This window comes from Streptomyces sp. Je 1-332 (genome assembly GCF_040730185.1).
Classification (GTDB): domain Bacteria; phylum Actinomycetota; class Actinomycetes; order Streptomycetales; family Streptomycetaceae; genus Streptomyces.
Genome location: NZ_CP160402.1, coordinates 6161986 through 6182358 on the forward strand (window position 1 = coordinate 6161986; position 20373 = coordinate 6182358).

Genomic DNA, 20373 nt, shown 5'->3' on the forward strand with positions numbered 1-20373 from the left:
CGCTATGACAAAGCCCTCCCTTCCCGAGCTCCTGCACGCCGCCGTCACCGCCGTCGGCGGCACGGAGCGCCCTGGCCAGGTGACGATGGCCGAGACCGTCGCCGAGGCGATCGACGACGGCTCCCATCTGCTGATCCAGGCCGGCACCGGCACGGGCAAGTCCCTCGGCTATCTGGTGCCCGCGCTCGCGCACGGGGAGCGGGTGGTGGTCGCGACGGCCACGCTCGCCCTGCAGCGCCAGCTCGTGGAGCGCGATCTGCCGCGGACGGTGGACGCACTGCATCCGCTGCTGCGCCGACGCCCTCAGTTCGCCATGCTCAAGGGCCGCTCGAACTATCTGTGTCTGCACCGCCTCCATGAAGGAGTGCCGCAGGAAGAGGAGGAGGGCCCGGGTCTCTTCGACCAGTTCGAGGCCGCCGCCCCCACCAGCAAGCTCGGCCAGGACCTGCTGCGGATGCGCGACTGGGCGGACGAGACGGAGACCGGCGACCGGGACGATCTCACCCCCGGGGTCTCCGACCGCGCCTGGTCCCAGGTGTCCGTCTCCTCCAGGGAATGCCTGGGCGCGTCGAAGTGTGCGTACGGAGCGGAGTGCTTCGCCGAGGCCGCGCGGGAGCGGGCCAAGCTCTCCGAAGTCGTCGTGACGAACCACGCGCTGCTCGCGATCGACGCCATCGAGGGCGCCCCCGTCCTTCCCCAGCACGAAGTGCTGATCGTGGACGAGGCCCATGAGCTGGTCTCGCGCGTGACCGGTGTCGCCACCGGCGAGCTCACTCCTGGCCAGGTCAACCGCGCCGTGCGCCGAGCTGCCAAGCTCGTCAACGAAAAGGCGGCGGATCAGCTCCAGACCGCGTCCGAGGGCTTCGAGCGGGTGATGGAGCTGGCGCTCCCCGGCCGCCTGGAGGAGGTCCCGGAGGATCTCGGTTACGCGCTCATGGCCCTGCGCGACGCCGCCCGTACGGTCATCTCGGCCCTGGGCTCCACCCGCGACAAGTCGGTCCAGGACGAGGACGCCGTACGCAAACAGGCCCTCGCCTCCGTCGAGACGATCCACGACGTGGCGGAGCGCATCACGAACGGCTCCGAGTGGGACGTCGTCTGGTACGAACGGCACGATCGCTTCGGAGCCTCCCTCAGGGTGGCGCCCATGTCCGTCTCGGGCCTGCTCCGCGAGAAGCTCTTCAGCGACCGCTCCGTGGTCCTCACGTCCGCCACCCTCAAGCTCGGCGGCGACTTCAACGGGGTGGGGGCCTCTCTGGGGCTCGCCCCCGAGGGCGTCGAGTCCGATGACGCCCCGGCCTGGAAGGGCCTCGACGTCGGCTCCCCCTTCGACTACCGCAAGCAGGGGATCCTGTACGTCGCCCAGCACCTGGCCAGGCCGGGCCGTGAGGGCACGCGCAGCGACATGATCGACGAGCTGGCCGAACTGATCGAGGCGGCAGGCGGTCGTACGCTCGGTCTCTTCTCCTCCATGCGCGCCGCTCAGAACGCCGCCGAGGAGCTCCGCGGCCGGCTCGACATGCCCATCCTGCTGCAGGGCGAGGAGACGCTGGGCGAGCTGATCAAGAACTTCGCGGCGGACACGCGGACCTGCCTGTTCGGGACGCTTTCCCTGTGGCAGGGCGTCGATGTGCCCGGCGCCAGCTGCCAGTTGGTGGTCATGGACAAGATCCCCTTCCCGCGGCCCGACGACCCGCTGATGAGCGCTCGCCAGAAGGCGGTGGACGACGGCGGTGGGAACGGCTTCATGGCCATCGCCGCGACGCACGCGGCGCTCCTGATGGCACAGGGCGCGGGGCGGCTCGTGCGGGCCTCCGCGGACCGTGGAGTGGTCGCGGTCCTGGACCCCCGCCTCGCGACCGCGCGCTACGGCAGCTATCTACGGGCCTCGCTTCCCGACTTCTGGTACACGACGGACCGCAATCAGGTGCGCCGCTCGCTGGCCGCGATCGACGCGGCTGCCAAGGCAGATCCCACGCCCAACCCCGAGCCCGATCCGAAGGCCAATCCCCAGAAGGACGGCGAGGACGAGGCTCCAGCGGAATAGGAAGAAGGCCACGGTGAGCAAAGAGCCGGGCCCGACGGCCCGGCCCGGACGCCTCCAGACGCAGCAGGGCCCCGGAACCGGCGCAGTTGGTTCCGGGGCCCGGTCAGGGGTGGAGGCTCACACGCGCCGCAGCACCGCCACCACCTTGCCGAGGATCGTCGCCTCGTCACCGGGGATGGGCTGGTACGCGGAGTTGTGAGGTAGCAGCCACACGTGACCGTCCTCGCGCTTGAACCGCTTCACCGTGGCTTCGCCGTCGAGCATGGCCGCGACGATGTCGCCGTTCTCCGCGACCGGCTGGCGGCGCACCGTGACCCAGTCCCCGTCACAGATGGCGGCCTCGATCATCGAGTCGCCGACGACCTTGAGGACGAAGAGCTCACCGTCACCGACGAGCTGCCGGGGGAGCGGGAAGACGTCCTCCACCGACTCCTCGGCGAGGATCGGGCCACCGGCCGCGATCCGGCCGACCAGCGGGACGTACGAAGCGGCGGGCTTGCCTGCCGTGTCCGTGGGCTGGCTGCTCGGCTGGTCCGAGCCCCGCACCTCGTACGCACGCGGGCGGTGCGGGTCGCGGCGCAGGAAGCCCTTTCGCTCCAGGGCCATCAGCTGATGAGCGACCGACGAGGTGCTGGAGAGGCCTACCGCCTGCCCGATCTCCCGCATTGACGGCGGGTACCCCCGTCGCTGCACCGAGTCCCTGATGACCTCGATGACGCGGCGCTGCCGGTCGGTGAGCCCCGAGCTGTCGGCGCGGATGCCCGGAGGTCGTCCTGGTAGGGAGCGTGTGGGCTTGGGGCCCTCCGGGTTCGTGGCGTCATTCATGGCATGCACCGGCTCGAGTCGGCTCTGGCGGTCCTGGGCAGTGATGGTGGCGCTGTCTGCGGTGGTGGTCACGTCGGTCGGCCCCTCTCGAGATTGTCTCCCTAGTTAGCCAACGGTAGTTGCTTTCGAAAGGTTGCGCCAAACACACGTTCGAGTGAAAAATCGCAGAATGCCTGCCGCGATCATGCGTCTGGGTGTATGGCTAACGTTCGAGCCGACTGGCATTTCGGTTCATTACGGTACGCTTCACCGCCAGGGTCGCGCCCCGCTCAGTGGGGCTCCCATACTGCCACCCGCAGCCCGGTCAACCCGGCACCGCCCCCTTCTTGTGTGGCGCGCGAGGTGGCCTCGTACCCTTCCCGGCGGACCGTGGCCGCGCGACACGCGATGGGGCCGGATTTACGACCAAACCCCAGATCTAGTGGTTGGATTGCGACCGCGGCCCAGAAGTTGTGGTCCCCGGTCTTTTCAGGCCCCGGGCATCGCCTATGCTTGGGGCTGCTTCGAGGGCCCCCTGGGCCTGTTGAGGCCTATGAGTCGTGTCGTGAAGGAGGGTTGGGAGTTCCATGCACTGCCCCTTCTGCAGGCACCCCGACAGTCGCGTGGTCGACAGTCGCACCACCGATGACGGAACGTCGATCCGCAGGCGCCGTCAGTGCCCTGACTGCTCCCGTCGTTTCACGACCGTGGAGACGTGTTCGCTGATGGTGGTCAAGCGCAGTGGCGTGACCGAGCCCTTCAGTCGTACGAAGGTGATCAACGGCGTACGCAAGGCGTGCCAGGGGCGGCCGGTGACCGAGGACGCCCTCGCCCAGCTCGGCCAGCGGGTCGAGGAGGCCGTGCGGGCCACCGGAAGCGCCGAACTGACCACGCACGACGTCGGGCTGGCCATACTCGGTCCGCTGCAGGAGCTTGACCTCGTGGCCTACCTGCGCTTCGCGTCCGTGTACCGGGCTTTCGACTCGCTCGACGACTTCGAGGCTGCCGTCGGGGAACTGAGGGATCAGCGGGAAAAGCGGCTCGACGAAGAGCCGCAGGGTGCCGGCGGGGCGCCCGGCGCGAACGAATGCGGGCCCGGAGGGACTGTCGAGGTCCCGGTGCCCGCCACTGCCGCCGACTGACCGGCTGAACGGCCGACGGCGGCACACACAGACCTGTTGCGGAGCCTTCGCGGCTTTCGCGGCACCGGACAACACCGTGTCACGGGAACATCGTGGCACTTCAGGGCGTTTTAGCCTGATACAGGGAGGCGGCATGACCGAGACGACGAGCGGCCCGGCACGAGGTTTCCGAGCCAAGGGATCCAAGGCCAGCAAGGGTCTGCGTATCGAGCGCATCCATACGACGCCCGGCGTGCATCCGTACGACGAGGTGGTCTGGGAGCGCCGAGACGTCGTCATGACCAACTGGCGCGACGGCTCGGTCAACTTCGAGCAGCGTGGCGTCGAGTTCCCCGACTTCTGGTCGGTGAACGCGGTCAACATCGTCACCAGCAAGTACTTCCGCGGGGCCGTTGGCACCCCGCAGCGCGAGACCGGCCTCAAGCAGCTGATCGACCGCATCGTGAAGACCTACCGCAAGGCCGGCGAGGACTACAGCTACTTCGCCTCGCCCGCCGACGCCGAGATCTTCGAGCACGAGCTGGCGTACGCCCTCCTGCACCAGATCTTCAGCTTCAACTCGCCGGTCTGGTTCAACGTCGGCACGCCCCAGCCGCAGCAGGTCTCCGCCTGCTTCATCCTGGCCGTCGACGACTCCATGGACTCGATCCTCGACTGGTACAAGGAAGAGGGGATGATCTTCAAGGGCGGCTCCGGCGCCGGCCTGAACCTCTCCCGCATCCGCTCCTCCAAGGAACTGCTGTCCTCCGGTGGCAACGCCTCGGGACCGGTCTCCTTCATGCGCGGCGCCGACGCGTCCGCAGGAACGATCAAGTCGGGTGGCGCCACGCGCCGCGCCGCCAAGATGGTCATCCTCGACGTCGACCACCCCGACATCGAGGGCTTCATCGAGACCAAGGTGAAGGAAGAGGAGAAGATCCGCGCCCTGCGTGACGCGGGCTTCGACATGGACCTGGGCGGCGACGACATCACGTCCGTCCAGTACCAGAACGCCAACAACTCGGTCCGTGTGAACGACACGTTCATGAAGGCGGTCGAGGAGGGCGGCAAGTTCGGCCTGACGTCCCGCATGACGGGCGACGTCATCGAGGAGGTCGACGCCAAGTCGCTCTTCCGCAAGATGGCCGAGGCCGCCTGGGCCTGCGCCGACCCCGGCATCCAGTACGACGACACCATCAACGCCTGGCACACCTGCCCGGAGTCCGGCCGGATCAACGGCTCGAACCCGTGCAGCGAGTACATGCACCTGGACAACACGTCCTGCAACCTCGCCTCGCTGAACCTGATGAAGTTCCTCAAGGACGACGGCCTGGGCAACCAGTCCTTCGACGCCGAGCGCTTCGCCAAGGTCGTCGAGCTGGTCATCACCGCGATGGACATCTCGATCTGCTTCGCGGACTTCCCGACCCAGAAGATCGGCGAGAACACCCGCGCCTTCCGCCAGCTGGGCATCGGCTACGCCAACCTCGGCGCCCTGCTGATGGCGACCGGCCACGCGTACGACTCCGACGGCGGCCGCTCGCTGGCCGGCGCCATCACCTCGCTGATGACGGGTAGGTCGTACAAGCGTTCCGCCGAGCTCGCCGCGGTCGTCGGCCCCTACGACGGCTATGCCAAGAACGCGACGCCGCACAAGCGCGTCATGAAGCAGCACGCCGACGCCAACGCCACGGCACCGCGCGTGGACGACCTGGACACGCCGATCTGGGCCGCCGCCACGGAGGCCTGGCAGGACGTGATCCGCCTCGGCGAGAAGAACGGTTTCCGTAACTCCCAGGCGTCGGTCATCGCCCCGACCGGCACCATCGGTCTCGCGATGTCCTGCGACACGACCGGTCTCGAGCCCGACCTCGCCCTGGTCAAGTTCAAGAAGCTCGTCGGCGGCGGCTCGATGCAGATCGTCAACGGCACCGTGCCGCAGGCCCTGCGTCGCCTGGGCTACCAGGAGGAGCAGATCGAGGCGATCGTCGCCCACATCGCCGACCACGGCAATGTGATCGACGCCCCCGGCCTGAAGACCGAGCACTACGAGGTCTTCGACTGCGCCATGGGTGAGCGTTCCATCTCCGCGATGGGTCATGTCCGCATGATGGCGGCCATCCAGCCGTGGATCTCCGGCGCGCTCTCCAAGACGGTCAACCTGCCGGAGACGGCCACCGTCGAGGACGTCGAAGAGGTCTACTACGAGGCCTGGAAGCTGGGCGTCAAGGCGCTCGCCATCTACCGCGACAACTGCAAGGTCGGCCAGCCCCTCTCCGCCAAGAAGAAGGAGCAGGAGAAGGCCGAGGTCACCGAGAAGGCCGAGGACACGATCCGTGCCGCGGTCGAGAAGGTGGTCGAGTACCGCCCCGTCCGCAAGCGCCTCCCCAAGGGCCGCCCGGGGATCACCACCTCCTTCACCGTGGGTGGCGCCGAGGGCTACATGACCGCCAACTCCTACCCGGACGACGGTCTCGGTGAGGTCTTCCTGAAGATGTCCAAGCAGGGTTCGACCCTCGCGGGCATGATGGACGCCTTCTCGATCGCCGTCTCCGTGGGCCTGCAGTACGGGGTTCCGCTGGAGACGTACGTCTCGAAGTTCACGAACATGCGCTTCGAGCCGGCCGGTATGACGGACGACCCGGACGTGCGGATGGCGCAGTCGATCGTCGACTACATCTTCCGCCGCCTGGCGCTGGACTTCCTGCCCTTCGAGACCCGCTCCGCGCTCGGCATCCACTCGGCCGAGGAGCGTCAGCGTCACCTGGAGACCGGTTCGTACGAGCCGTCCATGGAGGAGTCGGACGTCGACGTCGAGGGCCTGGCGCAGTCCGCTCCGCGGCAGCCCGAGGTCCTGAAGGCGGTCGCCACGCCGAAGGCCGAGGCCGAGGCCGAGAAGCCCGCTCCGCAGCAGGCGCACACCAGCGCCGAGCTCGTCGAGATGCAGCTGGGCATCCAGGCCGACGCACCGCTGTGCTTCTCCTGCGGGACGAAGATGCAGCGGGCCGGCTCCTGCTACATCTGCGAGGGCTGCGGCTCGACCAGCGGTTGCAGCTGACCAGCTGACCTAGCCCGGTGAGGGGTTGGCGGAGCCGAAGGGCTCCGCCAACCCCTCACCGCGTTCTCAGAGCGCGGCGCCCATCAGCGCCGCGAAGGACGTCGGGTCGGCGTCAAAGCCGCGGATGACCTCGCGGAAGGCCCAGGCGCCCGACTCGTCCCGGGTGAACTCGGCGACGGTGGCCGCCGTGTACCCGGAGACTCCGGAGAGGTCGCTCACGGCGAGGTCCGTGTATCCATGGCGGATGCGTACGGAAGTGTTCGGGATGTCGCCGAACACCTTGCGCTCCTCCTGAGGCTGTATGGCCACACCGACCACCACGCGCGCGTACGTCGCCGCGAGCCGGTCGAGCTCCAGGGTCATGACCTCGTCGAAGCCGAAGCCCTGACCTGTCTGGCTGTCCCTGTTGAGAGTGATCGTCCCGTCGGGGGCACGGCTGTCGAAGTGCACCAGGTACACGGGGCTGTCGTACGGAGCGTCCGCCGTGTAGGTCGCCGCGATGATGTCGAGGTCGTGCGACGGTGAGCCGAGAGGGCTCGGATCCCACTTGAGACCCACCTCGACCTTCTCGATTCCCTTCCTGACACTGCTCACCAGAGATCCCCCTCCTCGTAGTCCCCGCTGACGCCGGTGCTCTAGGCATGTCCAACAAACACGCTACGACGCATGACTGACATCACTGAAGTTCGCCGTTCGGAAAGGCCGTTGGCGGCGTTCGGAAAGGCTGTTGGCGGGCGGGCGCAGTCCTGTGGATCATTAGAGGCATGGCATGGAACGGGGAAGAACTGGACATCGAGGCCTACTTGGCCCGGATCGGTCACGAGGATGAAGCGAAGCCCGATTTCGACACTCTCCGTGCGCTTCACAGGGCGCATGTGGCGTCGATCCCCTTCGAGAACCTGGAGATGATGATCGGGCGGCCCGTGCCGCTGGATCTGGGGGCGTTGCAGGACAAGCTGGTGCGGCGGCGCAGAGGCGGCTACTGCTACGAGCAGAACCTCCTGTTCGCCGCCGCCCTGGACCGGATCGGCTTCGCCGTCACGGGACTCGGGGCGCGGGTCAGGGCCGGCGCGTCGTCGCGTCGCGCGGTGACGCACATGCTCCTGAACGTCGAGGCGGACGGTCGGCAGTGGCACTGCGATGTCGGTTTCGGCGCGGAAGGGCTGCTCGAACCGATCCTCCTTGCGGACGAGGGCGACGTAGAGCAAGACGTGCGACAAGGAGAGTGGCGGTTCGGGATCGTCCAGGAAGCAAACGGTGCGCGGGTGTTGCGGACCGAGCACGCGGATGGCTGGTTCGATCTCTACGAATACACGCTGGAAGAACGCCTGCCCGTCGACTACGTAGTGATGAACCACTACACATCGACCCACCCCTTGTCGTCGTTCGCCCGCCGTCCCGTGATCCAGAGGGCCGCTCCGGGGGTGCGACGCACATTGGTCGGTGAACATTTGACGGTGACGCGCCCCGACGGCACATCGGACGAACGTGACCTAACCGCCCGGGAGTTGGGGGATGTTCTCGACTGTCAGTTCGGTATTGGACTGAGCGCCGACGATCTCGCCGAGCTGATCCGGGCGCACTACGCCGGAGCGTGACCCGGGCCAGGCTCCGCGCCGTACGATGGCGCGGTGCTGGTCAAGTGGATTCGCTGCACCGTGGTGGACCGACGGGGGTTCGAGCGGGGACAGCGGAAGTGGGCGGGGCTTCTGGGGGAGCCGGGGTTCCGGGGACAGGGCGGGGGGTGGAGCCGGGAGCGGCCGGGCGTGGCGCACGTCTTCGGCTTCTGGGAGAGCAGGGCCTTCTACGACTCCTTCATGGCGCGCTCCCACGACCGGCTAGCCGCGACGCAGTCAGGCACCTTCAAGAACATCCAGATCAAGCTCTTCGACCACCGCTTCGACGTGAAGACGGGCTTCGAGCCGCGCTTCGCGGACGCCGACGTGGTGCGGGTGGCGCACTGCCGGGTGCGTGAGGCGCGGGTGGAGCACTTCGCGCTCATGCAGGAGAAGGTCTGGAACCCGGCGATGGCTGGTTCTCCGGGGATGGTGCGTGGACTCTTCGGCGAGGCACCGGGGCACGAGTTCCTCATCCTCTCGATGTGGCTGTCGGCCGCCGAGCACGGCAAGTACCGCAGGGAACGGGTGGAGCGCCTGTCGCTGCGCGCCCAGACGGAGGCCGACGTGGCGGCACTGGCCGGTGACATCGTCGAACTGGAGCCGTCCTGGACGGTGTGACGGCGCGGTCGGCCGTGGGGCGCGAGCCGCTGCTTTCGGACGTGCGGGGCGTGTGGCAGCGGCCACATACGCCGGATGGGGCCCGGACGGCCGACCGGTTGAGCCGCCCGGGAGGGCCCGATCTAGGGTTTCCGTATGGCACGTCCGCAGCGCATCTTCCTTGTCCGGCACGGCGAGTCGGCCGGAAACGCCGACGACACCGTGTACGAACGCGAACCCGACCACGCGCTGGCGCTCACCGAGAAGGGGTGGCGGCAGGCCGATGAGACGGGCGAGCAGCTACGGGAGGCCATCGGTCAGGAGCGGGTGAGCGTGTACGTCTCGCCCTACCGCCGCACCCACGAGACCTTCAGGGCCCTGCGGCTCGATCCCGAGCTGGTGCGCATCCGTGAGGAACCGCGGCTGCGGGAGCAGGACTGGGGGAACTGGCAGGACAGGGACGACGTCAGGCTGCAGAAGGCGTACCGCGACGCGTACGGGCACTTCTTCTACCGCTTCGCCCAGGGCGAGTCGGGGGCCGACGTGTACGACAGGGTGGGCGCGTTCCTGGAGAGCCTCTACCGGAGCTTCGAGGCACCGGACCATCCGCCGAACGTTCTGCTCGTCACCCATGGCCTGACCATGCGGCTGTTCTGCATGCGCTGGTTCCACTGGTCGGTGGCGGAGTTCGAGTCGCTCTCGAACCCCGGCAACGGGGAGATGCGGACGCTGGTGCTGGGCGACGACGGCAAGTACACCCTGGACCGGCCATTCGAACGCTGGCGCGAACCCGAACCGTACGGTGTCACCGGTTAGCCCGAGACGTACGGCGTCACTGGATGGCCGAGCCGTACGGCGCCATTGGATAGCGGGGCCGTACGGCGTCACCGGATAGACCGGCGTCACCGGATAGAGTGGCAGAGCGATGACCGCTGACTCCTCTCCCGACCGGCGCCTGGCCCGCGCTCTGGCCAGCCTGCGTGGGCTGGCGGTGGGGGACGCGCTGGGCTCTCAGTTCTTCGTGCCCGCGAACTACCCGCTGCTGAAGCGGCGGGAAGCGCCCCCAGGGCCCTGGCAGTGGACCGACGACACGGAGATGGCGTGCTCCGTTCTCGCGGTCCTGGTCCGGCACGACCGGATCGACCAGGACGCGCTCGCCCTCTCCTTCGCCGAGCACCACGACTTCGACCGCGGCTACGGCCCCGCCGTGAACCGCCTGCTCAGGCAGGTCCGGGAGGGCGGGGACTGGCGGGAGCTGGCCTCCGCGCTGTTCAAGGGCCAGGGCTCCTGGGGCAACGGGGCGGCCATGCGGATCGCCCCGCTCGGCGCCTGGTACGCGGACGACCCGGAGCAGGCGACGCACCAGGCGGAGATCTCCGCGTACCCCACGCATCAGCACCGTGAGGCGGTCGTGGGGGCCATGGCGGTGGCTGCCGCCGCGGCACTGGCCGCGGACCCCGCGGGGCCGCCCGCACCGAAGACACTGCTCGACGGCGTCATCGACCTCGTGCCCCGCAGCGCCGTGGGGGCGGGACTCCGTCGCGCCCGCGACATGCTCGACTACGGAGACGCGGCGACCGTCGCCGCGGTCCTCGGGTGTGGCCGCCGGACGACGGCGCACGACACGGTTCCCTTCGCGCTGTGGTCGGCGGCCCGTGGCCTCGGAGCCTATGAGCAGGCCATCTGGTCCACTGCCCAGGTGGGCGGCGACATGGACACGACCTGTGCGATCGCGGGCGGAGTGGTGGCTTCCGGTGAGGGCGGGTCGCCTCCCGGGGAGTGGCTGGAGCGGACCGAGGTGTTGCCCGGCTGGGTGCCGGTCGCGGCGGACTGACTGACGTCGGGCTCCCCTCGCGACTGTCACGGTCATGCGACAGCGTGGCCGCTGCGCGGGCCGTCGTCGACCTCGCGGTTACTCGTTCCCGCGGGCCGCGAGTTGATCATGACTTGCGCGTCCTCAACGAGATGCCGGTCGCCCGGCGGCCCGCCACGCGCGCGTGCCGTCCGCTGCACGTGCGGTCCGGCCGGGAGGGGGTCCCGTGACCGACACACCGTCCACGCCCGAGCCATCAGATGAAGGGGCCGAGTGAACCGCCCACCTGTTGCGTCACGTTGAGCAGTCCTGAGCCGCGCCCGCTTCGTGTTGGGCCACCCCGGAGACGGGCGTCAGTGTCGGGGGCACGAAGTTCAGGCCCATGCCGAAGCCGGGGAGACGGCTTCGGCCGAAACGGTGTCGCATTCGTGAAGCACGATCCTGGGCCTGGGTGTCGCCGGTGGACTGGGGCGGCGTAGGCTGATGACGCCATGCCGTACGAACCACCCACCCACACCGTCGAGCGCTCCCTTCGCGCTACCACCGGAGCGAAAATCGTTGCCGGAGTCGACGAAGTCGGGCGCGGCGCGTGGGCGGGACCGGTCACCGTATGTGCGGCGATCACCGGACTGCGCAGGCCGCCCGAAGGACTCACCGATTCCAAGCTGATCACTCCCAAGCGGCGCACCCTGCTCGCCGGGGTGCTGGAGAGCTGGGTCACGGCCTATGCCCTCGGACACTCCTCGCCGGAGGAGATCGACGACGTGGGGATGACCGCCGCACTGCGGCTCGCCGCCGTACGCGCCCTTGAGGCGCTCCCGGTGCGCCCGGAGGTGGTGATTCTCGATGGGAAGCACGACTATCTCGGGACTCCCTGGCAGGTTCGTACGGTGATCAAGGGCGACCAGTCCTGTGTGGCCGTCGCCGCGGCGTCGGTGATCGCCAAGGTTCGGCGCGACAAAATGATGGCCGAACTGGGTATCGAACATGCAGACTTCGGTTTTGCGGCCAACGCCGGCTATCCGTCGCCGGTGCACAAGGCCGCGCTGGCGGAGCGGGGGCCCACCCCGTACCACCGGATGTCGTGGGCGTATCTTGATGCGCTGCCCCAGTGGCGGCACCTCAAGAAGGCCCGCAGCTGGGCGGATGGAAGCGTTCCGGAAATCGAGGGCCAGCTCGGCTTCGATTTCTGACGCTTCCGGCAGTTCAACTCGCACTCATGTGCCACCCGCTGATGCCTCGCGCACCGGCGTTTGATAGACAACTACGCATGCCTCTCAGTCCCGAGGAGCCTCAGATTCACGAGAGTGCCCAGGGTCCCCGCGTGACCCCGGCCAGTGGCCGCATCACGCCGACCCCCCGCCCCGTACCCGGCCCGCGTCCCGCGGCTGCGCCCCGTCCAGGCCGACCGGGTCCCGCCCGGCCGACGCCGCCGGCCCAGCGCACGTCGCATGAGCCGGCCGTCAAGCCAGGGCCGTCCGCCCCGGCTGCTTCCGGATCTTCCGCCGCTCCCGTCGGTCCCCCCGCGGGGCCCGCCACGGACGTCGGTACTTCGGTTCCGCAGATCCAGCTGATCCCTGCTTCCGCCGAGGGGGCGCTCGACGCCGCCGAGGAAGCCGTTGACCTGCTGCTCGACTCGGGCCGCGCTCCGGGTGAGGTGCTGGTGGTCACCACCGGCGACCCGCACCCGTGGGCCACGCACGAGCTGTCGTTCGGCGAGGCCTCCTACTGGGCCCAGCACGATGCGGGCGACGACGTCTTCTACGCCGACGCCGCCGCCCTGGACCGTGCCGTGTCCCGCCCCGTGGTCGTCGTCGCCATCAACGGCGGCGGCGAGGAGACCGCGGTCGGCGCGCTGCCGACGGCGCTCGCCCGAGCCGGAACCCTGCTGATCGTCTGCGGTGACCCGCAGCGGATCAACGCGACGCTGGGCGCGGGCGTCTGACGTTCGCTGTCCGACATCCGCGTTCCGGTTTCGGCTGCCTGACTTCGCGGTCGGGTGGACGGAGCCGGGCGTGGAGCGGCCGGTGTCCGTGGCATGGCCGGGTGAGCTTCGCACCGTGTGCGTCGCGTACCGCGCGACGCGAGCGGTGAGTGCGCTCCGGTCCATGCCTGTGGCCCCGCCTCGCGGCGGGTGGTGCGGCGGACGCCTCAGCGTGCCGCCGCTCGGCGCAGCACGTCTGAAGCGGCGCCGCCGGTGCGCGGTGGCGGCGGATCGGTGTCGGCGAACGCCTCCGGCTTCGAGCCGGTGCTGGGCCGGCGCCCGCCGCGGCCCTCGCCGAGCACCTGCCAGCCGTCACGCGTCAGCGTGATGTAGGCGCCGCACCGCAGCCCGTGCAGCGTGCAGGCGTCCCGCAGTCCCCACATCCACGCCCCGTCCTCCGGTGTCCAACGCGCGTCACCGTCACGGCAGTAGAGCAGGACAGCGGTGCGCACCGGAGTGCGCCGGCGCAGATCGTGCGGGATGACCCGACGCAGCTGCGCGAGCAGCGCGTTACGGAAGACCCAGCCGTCCGCCGCGCTCGGCCGCCGGGTGAACGACGCGCTCGCCCGCAGCCGTTCCTCCGGATCGAGGACAGCGACGACGGCTGTCGTGGGCGTCGGACGATGCCGGGCGTGCAGGCCGCTGACGACCTCACGCGGATTGCGCAGCAAGGGAATTCCCGCGGCTGACCACTCCGCGGGCTCGAGCATCCGGGCCAGTCGGTTGGCGGAATCGGCGGACATCTCGGCCGGCGTCGAAGACTCCGACATCGATGCCGCAGCGGACGGAGCGAATCCGAAGGTCACGGTCCTCCCTTCGGCTACGCGCCCAGAGGGCGGGGTCGGGCTGGGGGAGCGCACCGCGGCACAGTCCTGCCGGGCCACGGGGAGCCGCGCGGGGAGCGATACCAATTCTTCCCGTCGGACTGCCTTGCGGCAACGAGCAATTGGGACCGCCGACCGGTATCTGGTGATGCGTCTCCTATATACCTGCCCAGTGCGCGCCGCCTTGACGCTTGTGTCAGCCCTGTACAGCCAGGACCAGTGGCAACACCCCCTGGGCTCCGGCTCGGCGGAGCATGCGCGCGGCCACCGCCAGGGTCCAGCCACTGTCCGTCAGATCGTCGACGAGCAGCACGGGGCCGTCCGCTTCCCGGAGCGCCGCGCCGAGCTCGGGGGGCAGGGTCAACGTCCCGTCGAGAGCACGCAGCCGCTGGGCGCTGTTGGTCCGCGGCACATGGGCCGTGTCGGTTCCGGGGGCGTACTCGATGGTCCCGAGGAGCGGGAGGCGTCCGACCTCGGCGATCCGTGCACCCAGCGACTGGATCAGCTGGGGCCTGGTGTGCGAGGACATGGTCACGACGCCGGCCGGCCGATGCTGGGCGTCTGCGCTGCCCGAGGCCCAGCCGCCGGGCCCCTTCGCCCAGTCGGCGAGGACGCCGACCACGGCCTTCGCCACGTCGTCGGGAACCGGCCCGTCAGGGGCCTGCGGGGAGAGCATCGGCCTGAGCCGGTTGCCCCACCCGATGTCCGAGAGCCGTCCCAACGCCCGGCCCTGGGAGGCCTGTTCCCCGGCGGGGATACGTCCCTTGAGGTCGACGCCGACCGCGGCGAGGCCCGTCGGCCACATCTTGCGGGGTTCGACATCCACGCCCGCGCGGACCAATTCGCCCTTCGCCGTGTCGAGCGCCCCGGAGGAGACGGCGTCGGTGAAACGGGCTCCCGCGCAGTTGTCGCAGCGCCCGCAGGGGGCGGCCGCCTCGTCGTCCAGCTGCCGCCGCAGGAACTCCATGCGGCAGCCGGGCGTGGTGGCGTAATCACGCATCGCCTGCTGTTCCGTCTGCCGCTGCTTGGCGACCCAGGCGTAGCGCTCGGCGTCGTACGCCCACGGCATCCCCGTGGAGGTCCAGCCGCCCTTGACGCGCCGGACCGCGCCGTCCACGTCGAGGACCTTGAGCATCGTCTCGAGACGTGACCGGCGCAGCTCGACCAGGGGCTCCAGGGCCGGCAGCGACAGGGGCCTGCCCGCCTGCGCCAGCACGTCGAGCGTGCGCCGCACCTGCTCCTCGGGCGGGAAGGCGAGCGAGGCGAAGTAGTTCCAGATCGCCTCGTCCTCCTTGCCCGGAAGGAGCAGCACCTCCGCGTGGTCGACACCGCGGCCCGCGCGACCGACCTGCTGGTAGTACGCGATCGGGGACGAGGGGGAGCCGAGGTGCACCACGAAACCGAGGTCCGGCTTGTCGAAGCCCATCCCCAGGGCGGAGGTGGCGACCAGGGCCTTCACGCGGTTGGCGAGCAGATCCTCCTCGGCCTGCTGGCGGTCCGCGTTCTCCGTCTTTCCGGTGTAGGAGGTGACGGTGTGCCCGCACTGCCGCAAGAAGGCGGTGATCTCCTCGGCCGCGGCGACGGTGAGCGTATAGATGATTCCCGAGCCCGGCAGCTCGTCCAGGTGGTCGGCGAGCCAGGCCAACCGGTGCGCGGCGTTGGGAAGTTGGAGAACGCTCAGGCTCAGGCTCTCCCGGTCGAGGGGCCCGCGCAGCACGAGCGCGTCCGAGCTGCCGCCGGTGCCCAGCTGTTCGGCCACGTCGGCCGTCACGCGCGCGTTGGCTGTCGCGGTGGTGGCCAGGACGGGGACGCCCGGCGGCAGGTCGGCGAGCATCGTGCGCAACCGTCGGTAGTCGGGCCGGAAGTCATGGCCCCAGTCCGAGATGCAGTGCGCCTCGTCGACCACGAGCAGGCCGGTCGCCGCGGCGAGCTTGGGCAGGACCTGGTCGCGGAAGTCCGGGTTGTTCAGGCGCTCCGGGCTGACCAGGAGGACGTCCACGTCACCGGAAGCCACCTCGGCCTGGATGGTCTCCCACTCCTCCGTGTTGGAGGAATTGATCGTGCGGGCGCGGATTCCGGCTCGCGCCGCGGACTCCACCTGGTTGCGCATGAGCGCGAGCAGCGGGGAGACGATCACGGTGGGGCCGCTGCCCCGCTCCCGCAGCAGTGCGGTCGCCACGAAGTACACGGCGGACTTGCCCCAGCCCGTGCGCTGCACGACCAGGGCCCGGCGCTTGTCGGCGACGAGCGCTTCGATCGCGCGCCACTGGTCCTCGCGCAGCCGCGGACCGTCTGCCGGTGGCGCCTCGCCGCTTGCGGGCGCGGGGCCGCCGACGAGGCGGGCGAGTACGGCATCGGCCGCCGTGCGCAGATCTTCGTTGCTCATGCCCCCATGCAACCCGATGGGTCTGACATTAGGCGAACGAGCCCGCCGAGCTGTGGATAACTCTTGGCGTGCCCCTGACCGCAGTTATCCACAGGGCAAACCGGAATCTGGTGATCCGCGGGAGAGTCGCGGCATGACGAATCACAGCGAACAAAACGACCCGATCGAATCGACCGACCCGCACCACGCGACCAGCTCCGCCCGCTCGACCGACTCCACACACTCGACCAGCTCCACCCACGCGATGAGCTCCGTCGACGAGACGATGGTGACCTTGCGCACCCCGGCCGAACTCGCGGACGCCCTGCCGTACTTGCTCGGGTTCAAGCCCGAGGAGAGCGTCGTCCTCATCGCCTTGCACGGCGAGCACGGCAGGTTCGGCGGGCGGGTGCGCCTCGGCATTCCCGGCCGCGAGGAGGACTGGCCCCCCATCGCCGAGCAGCTCGCCCAGTGCCTGGTGGGCGGGTGTGAGCGGCGCGGCGCCCGGCCCGACGGCATCGTGGCGTTCCTGTGCGCGGAACCGGTCGGCGCCGAATCCGGCCGGCAGGTCATGGAGCGCCTGCGACCGCTGGCGCAGGTGATCCGCACCGCCTGCGGAAGCCTCGACGTCCCCGTGTTCGAGGTCGTATGCATCTCCGCGGGCAGCTTTTGGACCTACTGCTGTCCGAACGCGCAGTGCTGCCCGCCGGAGGGCGTGCCTCTGTTGCGCCCCGGCACATCGGTCCTGGCCGCGGCCACGGCCTACGCCGGCGTCCAAGTGGGCATCACACCAAGGGAGATGAGGGCGCGTCTGGCCCCGTGGGAATCCGCCGCCGCGGTGGACCAGGAGGCCGCACTCGACGCGGCGGGCATGGCGATCGTGCACCGGATCCTGGAGAAGGACGGGCACACCGGGGTCGCCGCCGACACGCTTGACCTGGCCCGCAGGATCATGGCGCGCATGGTTTCCGCGCCGGTGGTCAGCGACAGGCTGGAGGCGGACCTCCAGGACGACGACCTCCTTGCGCACGACGAGGCCGCGGCGCTGATCCTCGGTCTCCAGGACCGGACGACGCGCGATCGGGCCGCGGAGTGGATGGAAGGCGACGTCGGAGCGCCGGCTCTTCGCCTCTGGCGGGCCCTGGCCCGTCGCTGCGTCGGCGCCTACGCGGAACACGCCGCGGCGCCGCTGTCGCTCGCGGGCTGGGTGGCGTGGTCCCTCGGTGACACCACGGAGGGGCAGGAAGCCCTGGGCATGGCGCTGTGTGCCGATCCGAGTTACACCTTCGCGCAGCTGCTGCATCATGCCTGCACCGGAGATCTGGACCCCGAGCCGATCCGCCGCTGCCTGCGCAGGGAGGGAACCGGCCGTGGGGCGAAGGGGGTGCAGACCGAACTGCCCCTCTCCGTGGCGCCCTCGGACCCGGTGGATGAGCCGGTGGGCGTCGCCCGACGACGCCGCCCCGCACGCCCGAAGAACGGCCCTGGCGCACGGGCCACCGGCAGGCCGAACACAGGGCCTCAGAGCCGCCGTCACACGATCCGGCGCGCAGCGAGGAAAGACACGTGATCGAGCGACACGTGAACAAGCGACGCCTGATGAAAAGCCTCCTGAACGCGGTCGGTCAGCTCTGGGGGGCGGGAGTCAGGCGGGGGCCGTTCGGGCGGCGGTGCGCGGAAGGCCGGGGCCGGGCGAGTGGCATTCCCTGCTATAGGCGTGACTCGGGGCGGGGCGGGTCCGTTCACCTGAGTGGCGGTACCTGCGCCTGGGAGGGCACCCCCGCCCGGGTCGATCCGCCACCGTACGATCTCCGACTTCCCGTAGCGCGGACAGCGCAGAAGAGGCCATCTCATGCCCCTGCCCGCCCCGTCCCCCGTCTCCGGCAGAGAGGGACTGCAGAGGCCCGCGCCGGGCTCACCGCCACCTCCCGGCGGATCCACGCAGGCTCACGGAGCGCGTCGCCTCGCGCAGCTGCCGCCCGCGCACGCCACGCTGATCTGCGTCGCCATGCCCGCTCTCGCGATCTCGACGGACCAGGGGCAGTTGACCGGCCTCGGACTCGAGGGTTTCTATCGCGCGGGGCGCAGGCTGCTGTCCCGCTGTCAGCTACGAGTGGCGGGGCGCGAGCCGGTCGCCGTGCAAGCACGGATGATGGCGGCCGACCATGCCCGCTTCGTGGCGACGCTGCGTCCCTCCGCGGACGGCGGCCCGGACCCAGACGTGATCGTGGAACGCACCCGGTACGCGGACGGTACGGAGCGGATCACCCTGCGCAGTGCAGCCGTCCGGCACCGGCGGCTGCCCGTGGAAGTCTCGCTCGGCACGGATCTGGCCGAGCTCGGGGCGGTCGCCTCCGGCAACACCGGTCCCGAACTGCCGGCCAGCGTCCACGACTCCGGAATGCGTTGGTCCTCGCCGGCGGGCACCTGTGTGGTCACCGCGCACCCGGCGCCCGCGGACGCGCTGGCCTCGGCGGGGCTGTTGCGCTGGGAGGTGGAACTGCCGCCGGGCGGCACCTGGAGCCTGGAACTGCGGGTGCGTCCCGAAGGTGTGGGCCCGGTCAGAGCGGTCGGGCACGGGGCTTCGCGTGTCCTCGCCGCGGCGCGGGCCGCGGGCGACGATCCCAGGGCCCGAGCGCTGTTGGACCGATCCGTGGAGGATCTTCAGGCGCTGCTGCTGCGGGACCCCGCGCATCCAACCGACGTACACCTGGCCGCGGGGGCGCCATGGCGTTGCGGGCTCGCCCCGGCCGAGGCGTTGGCTGCCGCCCGGATGGCCCTGCCGCTCGGCACCCGGATCGCCGTGGGGACGCTGCGTACGCTGGCCCGCCGCCAACTCACGGGCAAGGGGCCTCGGGTGGGCATGATCCCAGGGCCGCTGCGGAACGCGGGCCCGCATCTTCCGCCAGGCTGCACGGGGGTCGAGGCGACGCTGCTCTTCCCGGTGCTGCTGGCGGAGGCTTGGCGCTGGGGGCTGGCGGCGCAGGACACGGAGGAGTTGCTGCCGGCGGCCGAGCGGTGCCTGCGGTGGTTGCTTGCCGCGGCGGGCGACGGAGGGTGCCTGCCGGACCCGTATCCGGGTGGGCCCGCGCGTTGCGAGACCCAGGCCCATGCTCACCGGGCGGCGGTGCTCGGCGCCGACCTGCTCGACGCGCACGACCGTCCGGGCGGTGCCGAGCTGCGGCAGTGGGCGGAGCGCCTGCGGGGCACGTTCCGGGAGGACTTCTGGGTGGAGGACAGGGCGGGTGGCAGGCCCGCCGCGGCCTGTCTGGCCGACGGGCGCCCAGTGCCCCTCCTCACCGGAGGAGCCGCGCACCTCCTGGACACGGGTCTGCTCGGGGCGGGCGGGCTCGCGCCAGGACTGCTGGACAAGGTGCGCACCGAGCAGCTCGCCCGGCTTCTGGGCGGCCCCGCCATGGACTCGGGATGGGGGCTGCGGAGCCTGGGCGTCAAGGAAGCCGCGTACAACCCTTTCGGACATCGCGGCGGGGCGGTCCGTGTCCATGAGACCGCGGTCGCCGTCGCGGGTCTGGCCGCCGCGGGCTACGAGAAGGAGGCGAGCGCGTTGTTGCGGGGAGTGATGGGGGCGGCCGAGTCGTTCGGCTGTCGGCTGCCTGAGATGTACGCGGGGGAGCAGCGGACGGAGGGTGGCGCGCCGTTGCCGCACCCCGCTGCCTGCCGCCCGGCGGCCACCGCAGCGGCCGCTGGTGTGCACATCCTCACGGCGCTCGCCGGGATCCGGCCCGACGCCCCGTCGGGCACGGTCACGCTGCGCCCCGTCCGCAGCGCACCCCTGGGGGAGCTGGAGCTGGCGGCGCTGCGTGTCGCGGGCGCCCCGTTCTCCGTGCGCGTCAGCAGGCTCGGCCTCGCCATGGTCGAGGAGGCGGCCGAGGGACTGCAGCTGGGAGTGTGACTGACGGGGGAGGCGCGTAGGGGAGGTGCGTACGTAGAAAGGCCACGTAGGGAGACCACGGAGGGGGAGGCCCGCGGAGGAGGGGCGTACGGAGGGAGGGCCTGTGGTGGGTGCGGCTCGGCTGCGGTGGGCGTGGCCGAGCGCGACCCCGGCGTGGCTTGAAGATGGCGTGAGGGCCGGGTAATCCGACCGGTATCGGATGCCGGAGGAGCTGTTTATCGTCAGGCA

At 70.3% G+C, this 20373-nt stretch carries 15 protein-coding genes; 11 read left to right on the forward strand and 4 right to left on the reverse strand.

What is annotated here, in order from left to right; translation table 11 throughout:
- Window positions 1-4 precede the first annotated feature (4 nt).
- Window positions 5-2047: an ATP-dependent DNA helicase gene (locus ABXJ52_RS27925; RefSeq protein ID WP_367045481.1), complete on the forward strand. Its 2043-nt coding sequence runs from the start codon at window positions 5-7 to the stop codon at window positions 2045-2047.
- Between the two features lie 117 nt (window positions 2048-2164).
- On the opposite strand, the gene lexA is transcribed toward ABXJ52_RS27925, so the two are convergent.
- Complete coding sequence (gene lexA, locus ABXJ52_RS27930) at window positions 2165-2944, reverse strand: transcriptional repressor LexA (RefSeq protein WP_367045483.1); 780 nt, start codon at window positions 2942-2944, stop codon at window positions 2165-2167.
- 494 nt (window positions 2945-3438) lie between these two features.
- Here lexA and nrdR point away from each other — a divergent pair, with 494 nt between their 5' ends.
- Entirely contained in the window at window positions 3439-3993 is a 555-nt protein-coding gene (nrdR, locus tag ABXJ52_RS27935; protein WP_367045484.1) for a transcriptional regulator NrdR, read from the forward strand.
- A gap of 133 nt (window positions 3994-4126) precedes the next feature.
- Window positions 4127-7030, forward strand: coding sequence for a vitamin B12-dependent ribonucleotide reductase (locus ABXJ52_RS27940; RefSeq protein ID WP_367045486.1), 2904 nt, complete (start codon window positions 4127-4129; stop codon window positions 7028-7030).
- A 66-nt stretch (window positions 7031-7096) separates the two neighbouring features.
- Here ABXJ52_RS27940 and ABXJ52_RS27945 read toward each other — a convergent pair whose 3' ends face one another.
- Entirely contained in the window at window positions 7097-7624 is a 528-nt protein-coding gene (locus tag ABXJ52_RS27945) for a TerD family protein (protein ID WP_367045488.1), read from the reverse strand.
- A gap of 170 nt (window positions 7625-7794) precedes the next feature.
- On the opposite strand from ABXJ52_RS27945, the gene ABXJ52_RS27950 reads away from it, so the two are divergent.
- The 6 genes from ABXJ52_RS27950 (at window position 7795) to ABXJ52_RS27975 (ending at window position 13004) form a co-directional block, all read left to right on the forward strand.
- The gene (locus ABXJ52_RS27950; protein ID WP_367045490.1) at window positions 7795-8628 is read left to right on the forward strand and encodes an arylamine N-acetyltransferase; all 834 of its coding nucleotides are present in this window, start codon (window positions 7795-7797) and stop codon (window positions 8626-8628) included.
- A gap of 33 nt (window positions 8629-8661) precedes the next feature.
- Window positions 8662-9267 carry a YdbC family protein gene (locus ABXJ52_RS27955; RefSeq protein WP_367045491.1) on the forward strand — a complete coding sequence of 202 codons (606 nt, stop codon included), beginning with the start codon at window positions 8662-8664 and terminating at the stop codon, window positions 9265-9267.
- A gap of 135 nt (window positions 9268-9402) precedes the next feature.
- A complete protein-coding gene (locus tag ABXJ52_RS27960; protein WP_367045493.1) occupies window positions 9403-10062 on the forward strand; it encodes a histidine phosphatase family protein in 660 nt (219 codons plus the stop codon).
- Between the two features lie 109 nt (window positions 10063-10171).
- Complete coding sequence (locus tag ABXJ52_RS27965) at window positions 10172-11080, forward strand: ADP-ribosylglycohydrolase family protein (RefSeq protein ID WP_367045494.1); 909 nt, start codon at window positions 10172-10174, stop codon at window positions 11078-11080.
- A gap of 470 nt (window positions 11081-11550) precedes the next feature.
- Entirely contained in the window at window positions 11551-12252 is a 702-nt protein-coding gene (locus ABXJ52_RS27970; protein ID WP_367045496.1) for a ribonuclease HII, read from the forward strand.
- Window positions 12253-12329: 77 nt separating this feature from the next.
- The gene (locus ABXJ52_RS27975) at window positions 12330-13004 is read left to right on the forward strand and encodes a hypothetical protein (protein ID WP_367045497.1); all 675 of its coding nucleotides are present in this window, start codon (window positions 12330-12332) and stop codon (window positions 13002-13004) included.
- A 206-nt stretch (window positions 13005-13210) separates the two neighbouring features.
- On the opposite strand, the gene ABXJ52_RS27980 is transcribed toward ABXJ52_RS27975, so the two are convergent.
- Together ABXJ52_RS27980 and ABXJ52_RS27985 are read right to left on the reverse strand one after the other, a co-directional pair.
- On the reverse strand, window positions 13211-13849 hold the full coding sequence (locus ABXJ52_RS27980; RefSeq protein WP_367045498.1) for a hypothetical protein: 639 nt from the start codon (window positions 13847-13849) through the stop codon (window positions 13211-13213).
- Between the two features lie 214 nt (window positions 13850-14063).
- Complete coding sequence (locus ABXJ52_RS27985; protein ID WP_367045500.1) at window positions 14064-16253, reverse strand: RecQ family ATP-dependent DNA helicase; 2190 nt, start codon at window positions 16251-16253, stop codon at window positions 14064-14066.
- A gap of 133 nt (window positions 16254-16386) precedes the next feature.
- Here ABXJ52_RS27985 and ABXJ52_RS27990 point away from each other — a divergent pair, with 133 nt between their 5' ends.
- Both ABXJ52_RS27990 and ABXJ52_RS27995 read left to right on the forward strand, forming a co-directional pair.
- The gene (locus ABXJ52_RS27990; RefSeq protein ID WP_367045501.1) at window positions 16387-17802 is read left to right on the forward strand and encodes a DUF4192 domain-containing protein; all 1416 of its coding nucleotides are present in this window, start codon (window positions 16387-16389) and stop codon (window positions 17800-17802) included.
- Between the two features lie 438 nt (window positions 17803-18240).
- Window positions 18241-20145, forward strand: coding sequence for a glycogen debranching N-terminal domain-containing protein (locus tag ABXJ52_RS27995; RefSeq protein WP_367049322.1), 1905 nt, complete (start codon window positions 18241-18243; stop codon window positions 20143-20145).
- The last annotated feature ends 228 nt before the right edge of the window (window positions 20146-20373 follow it).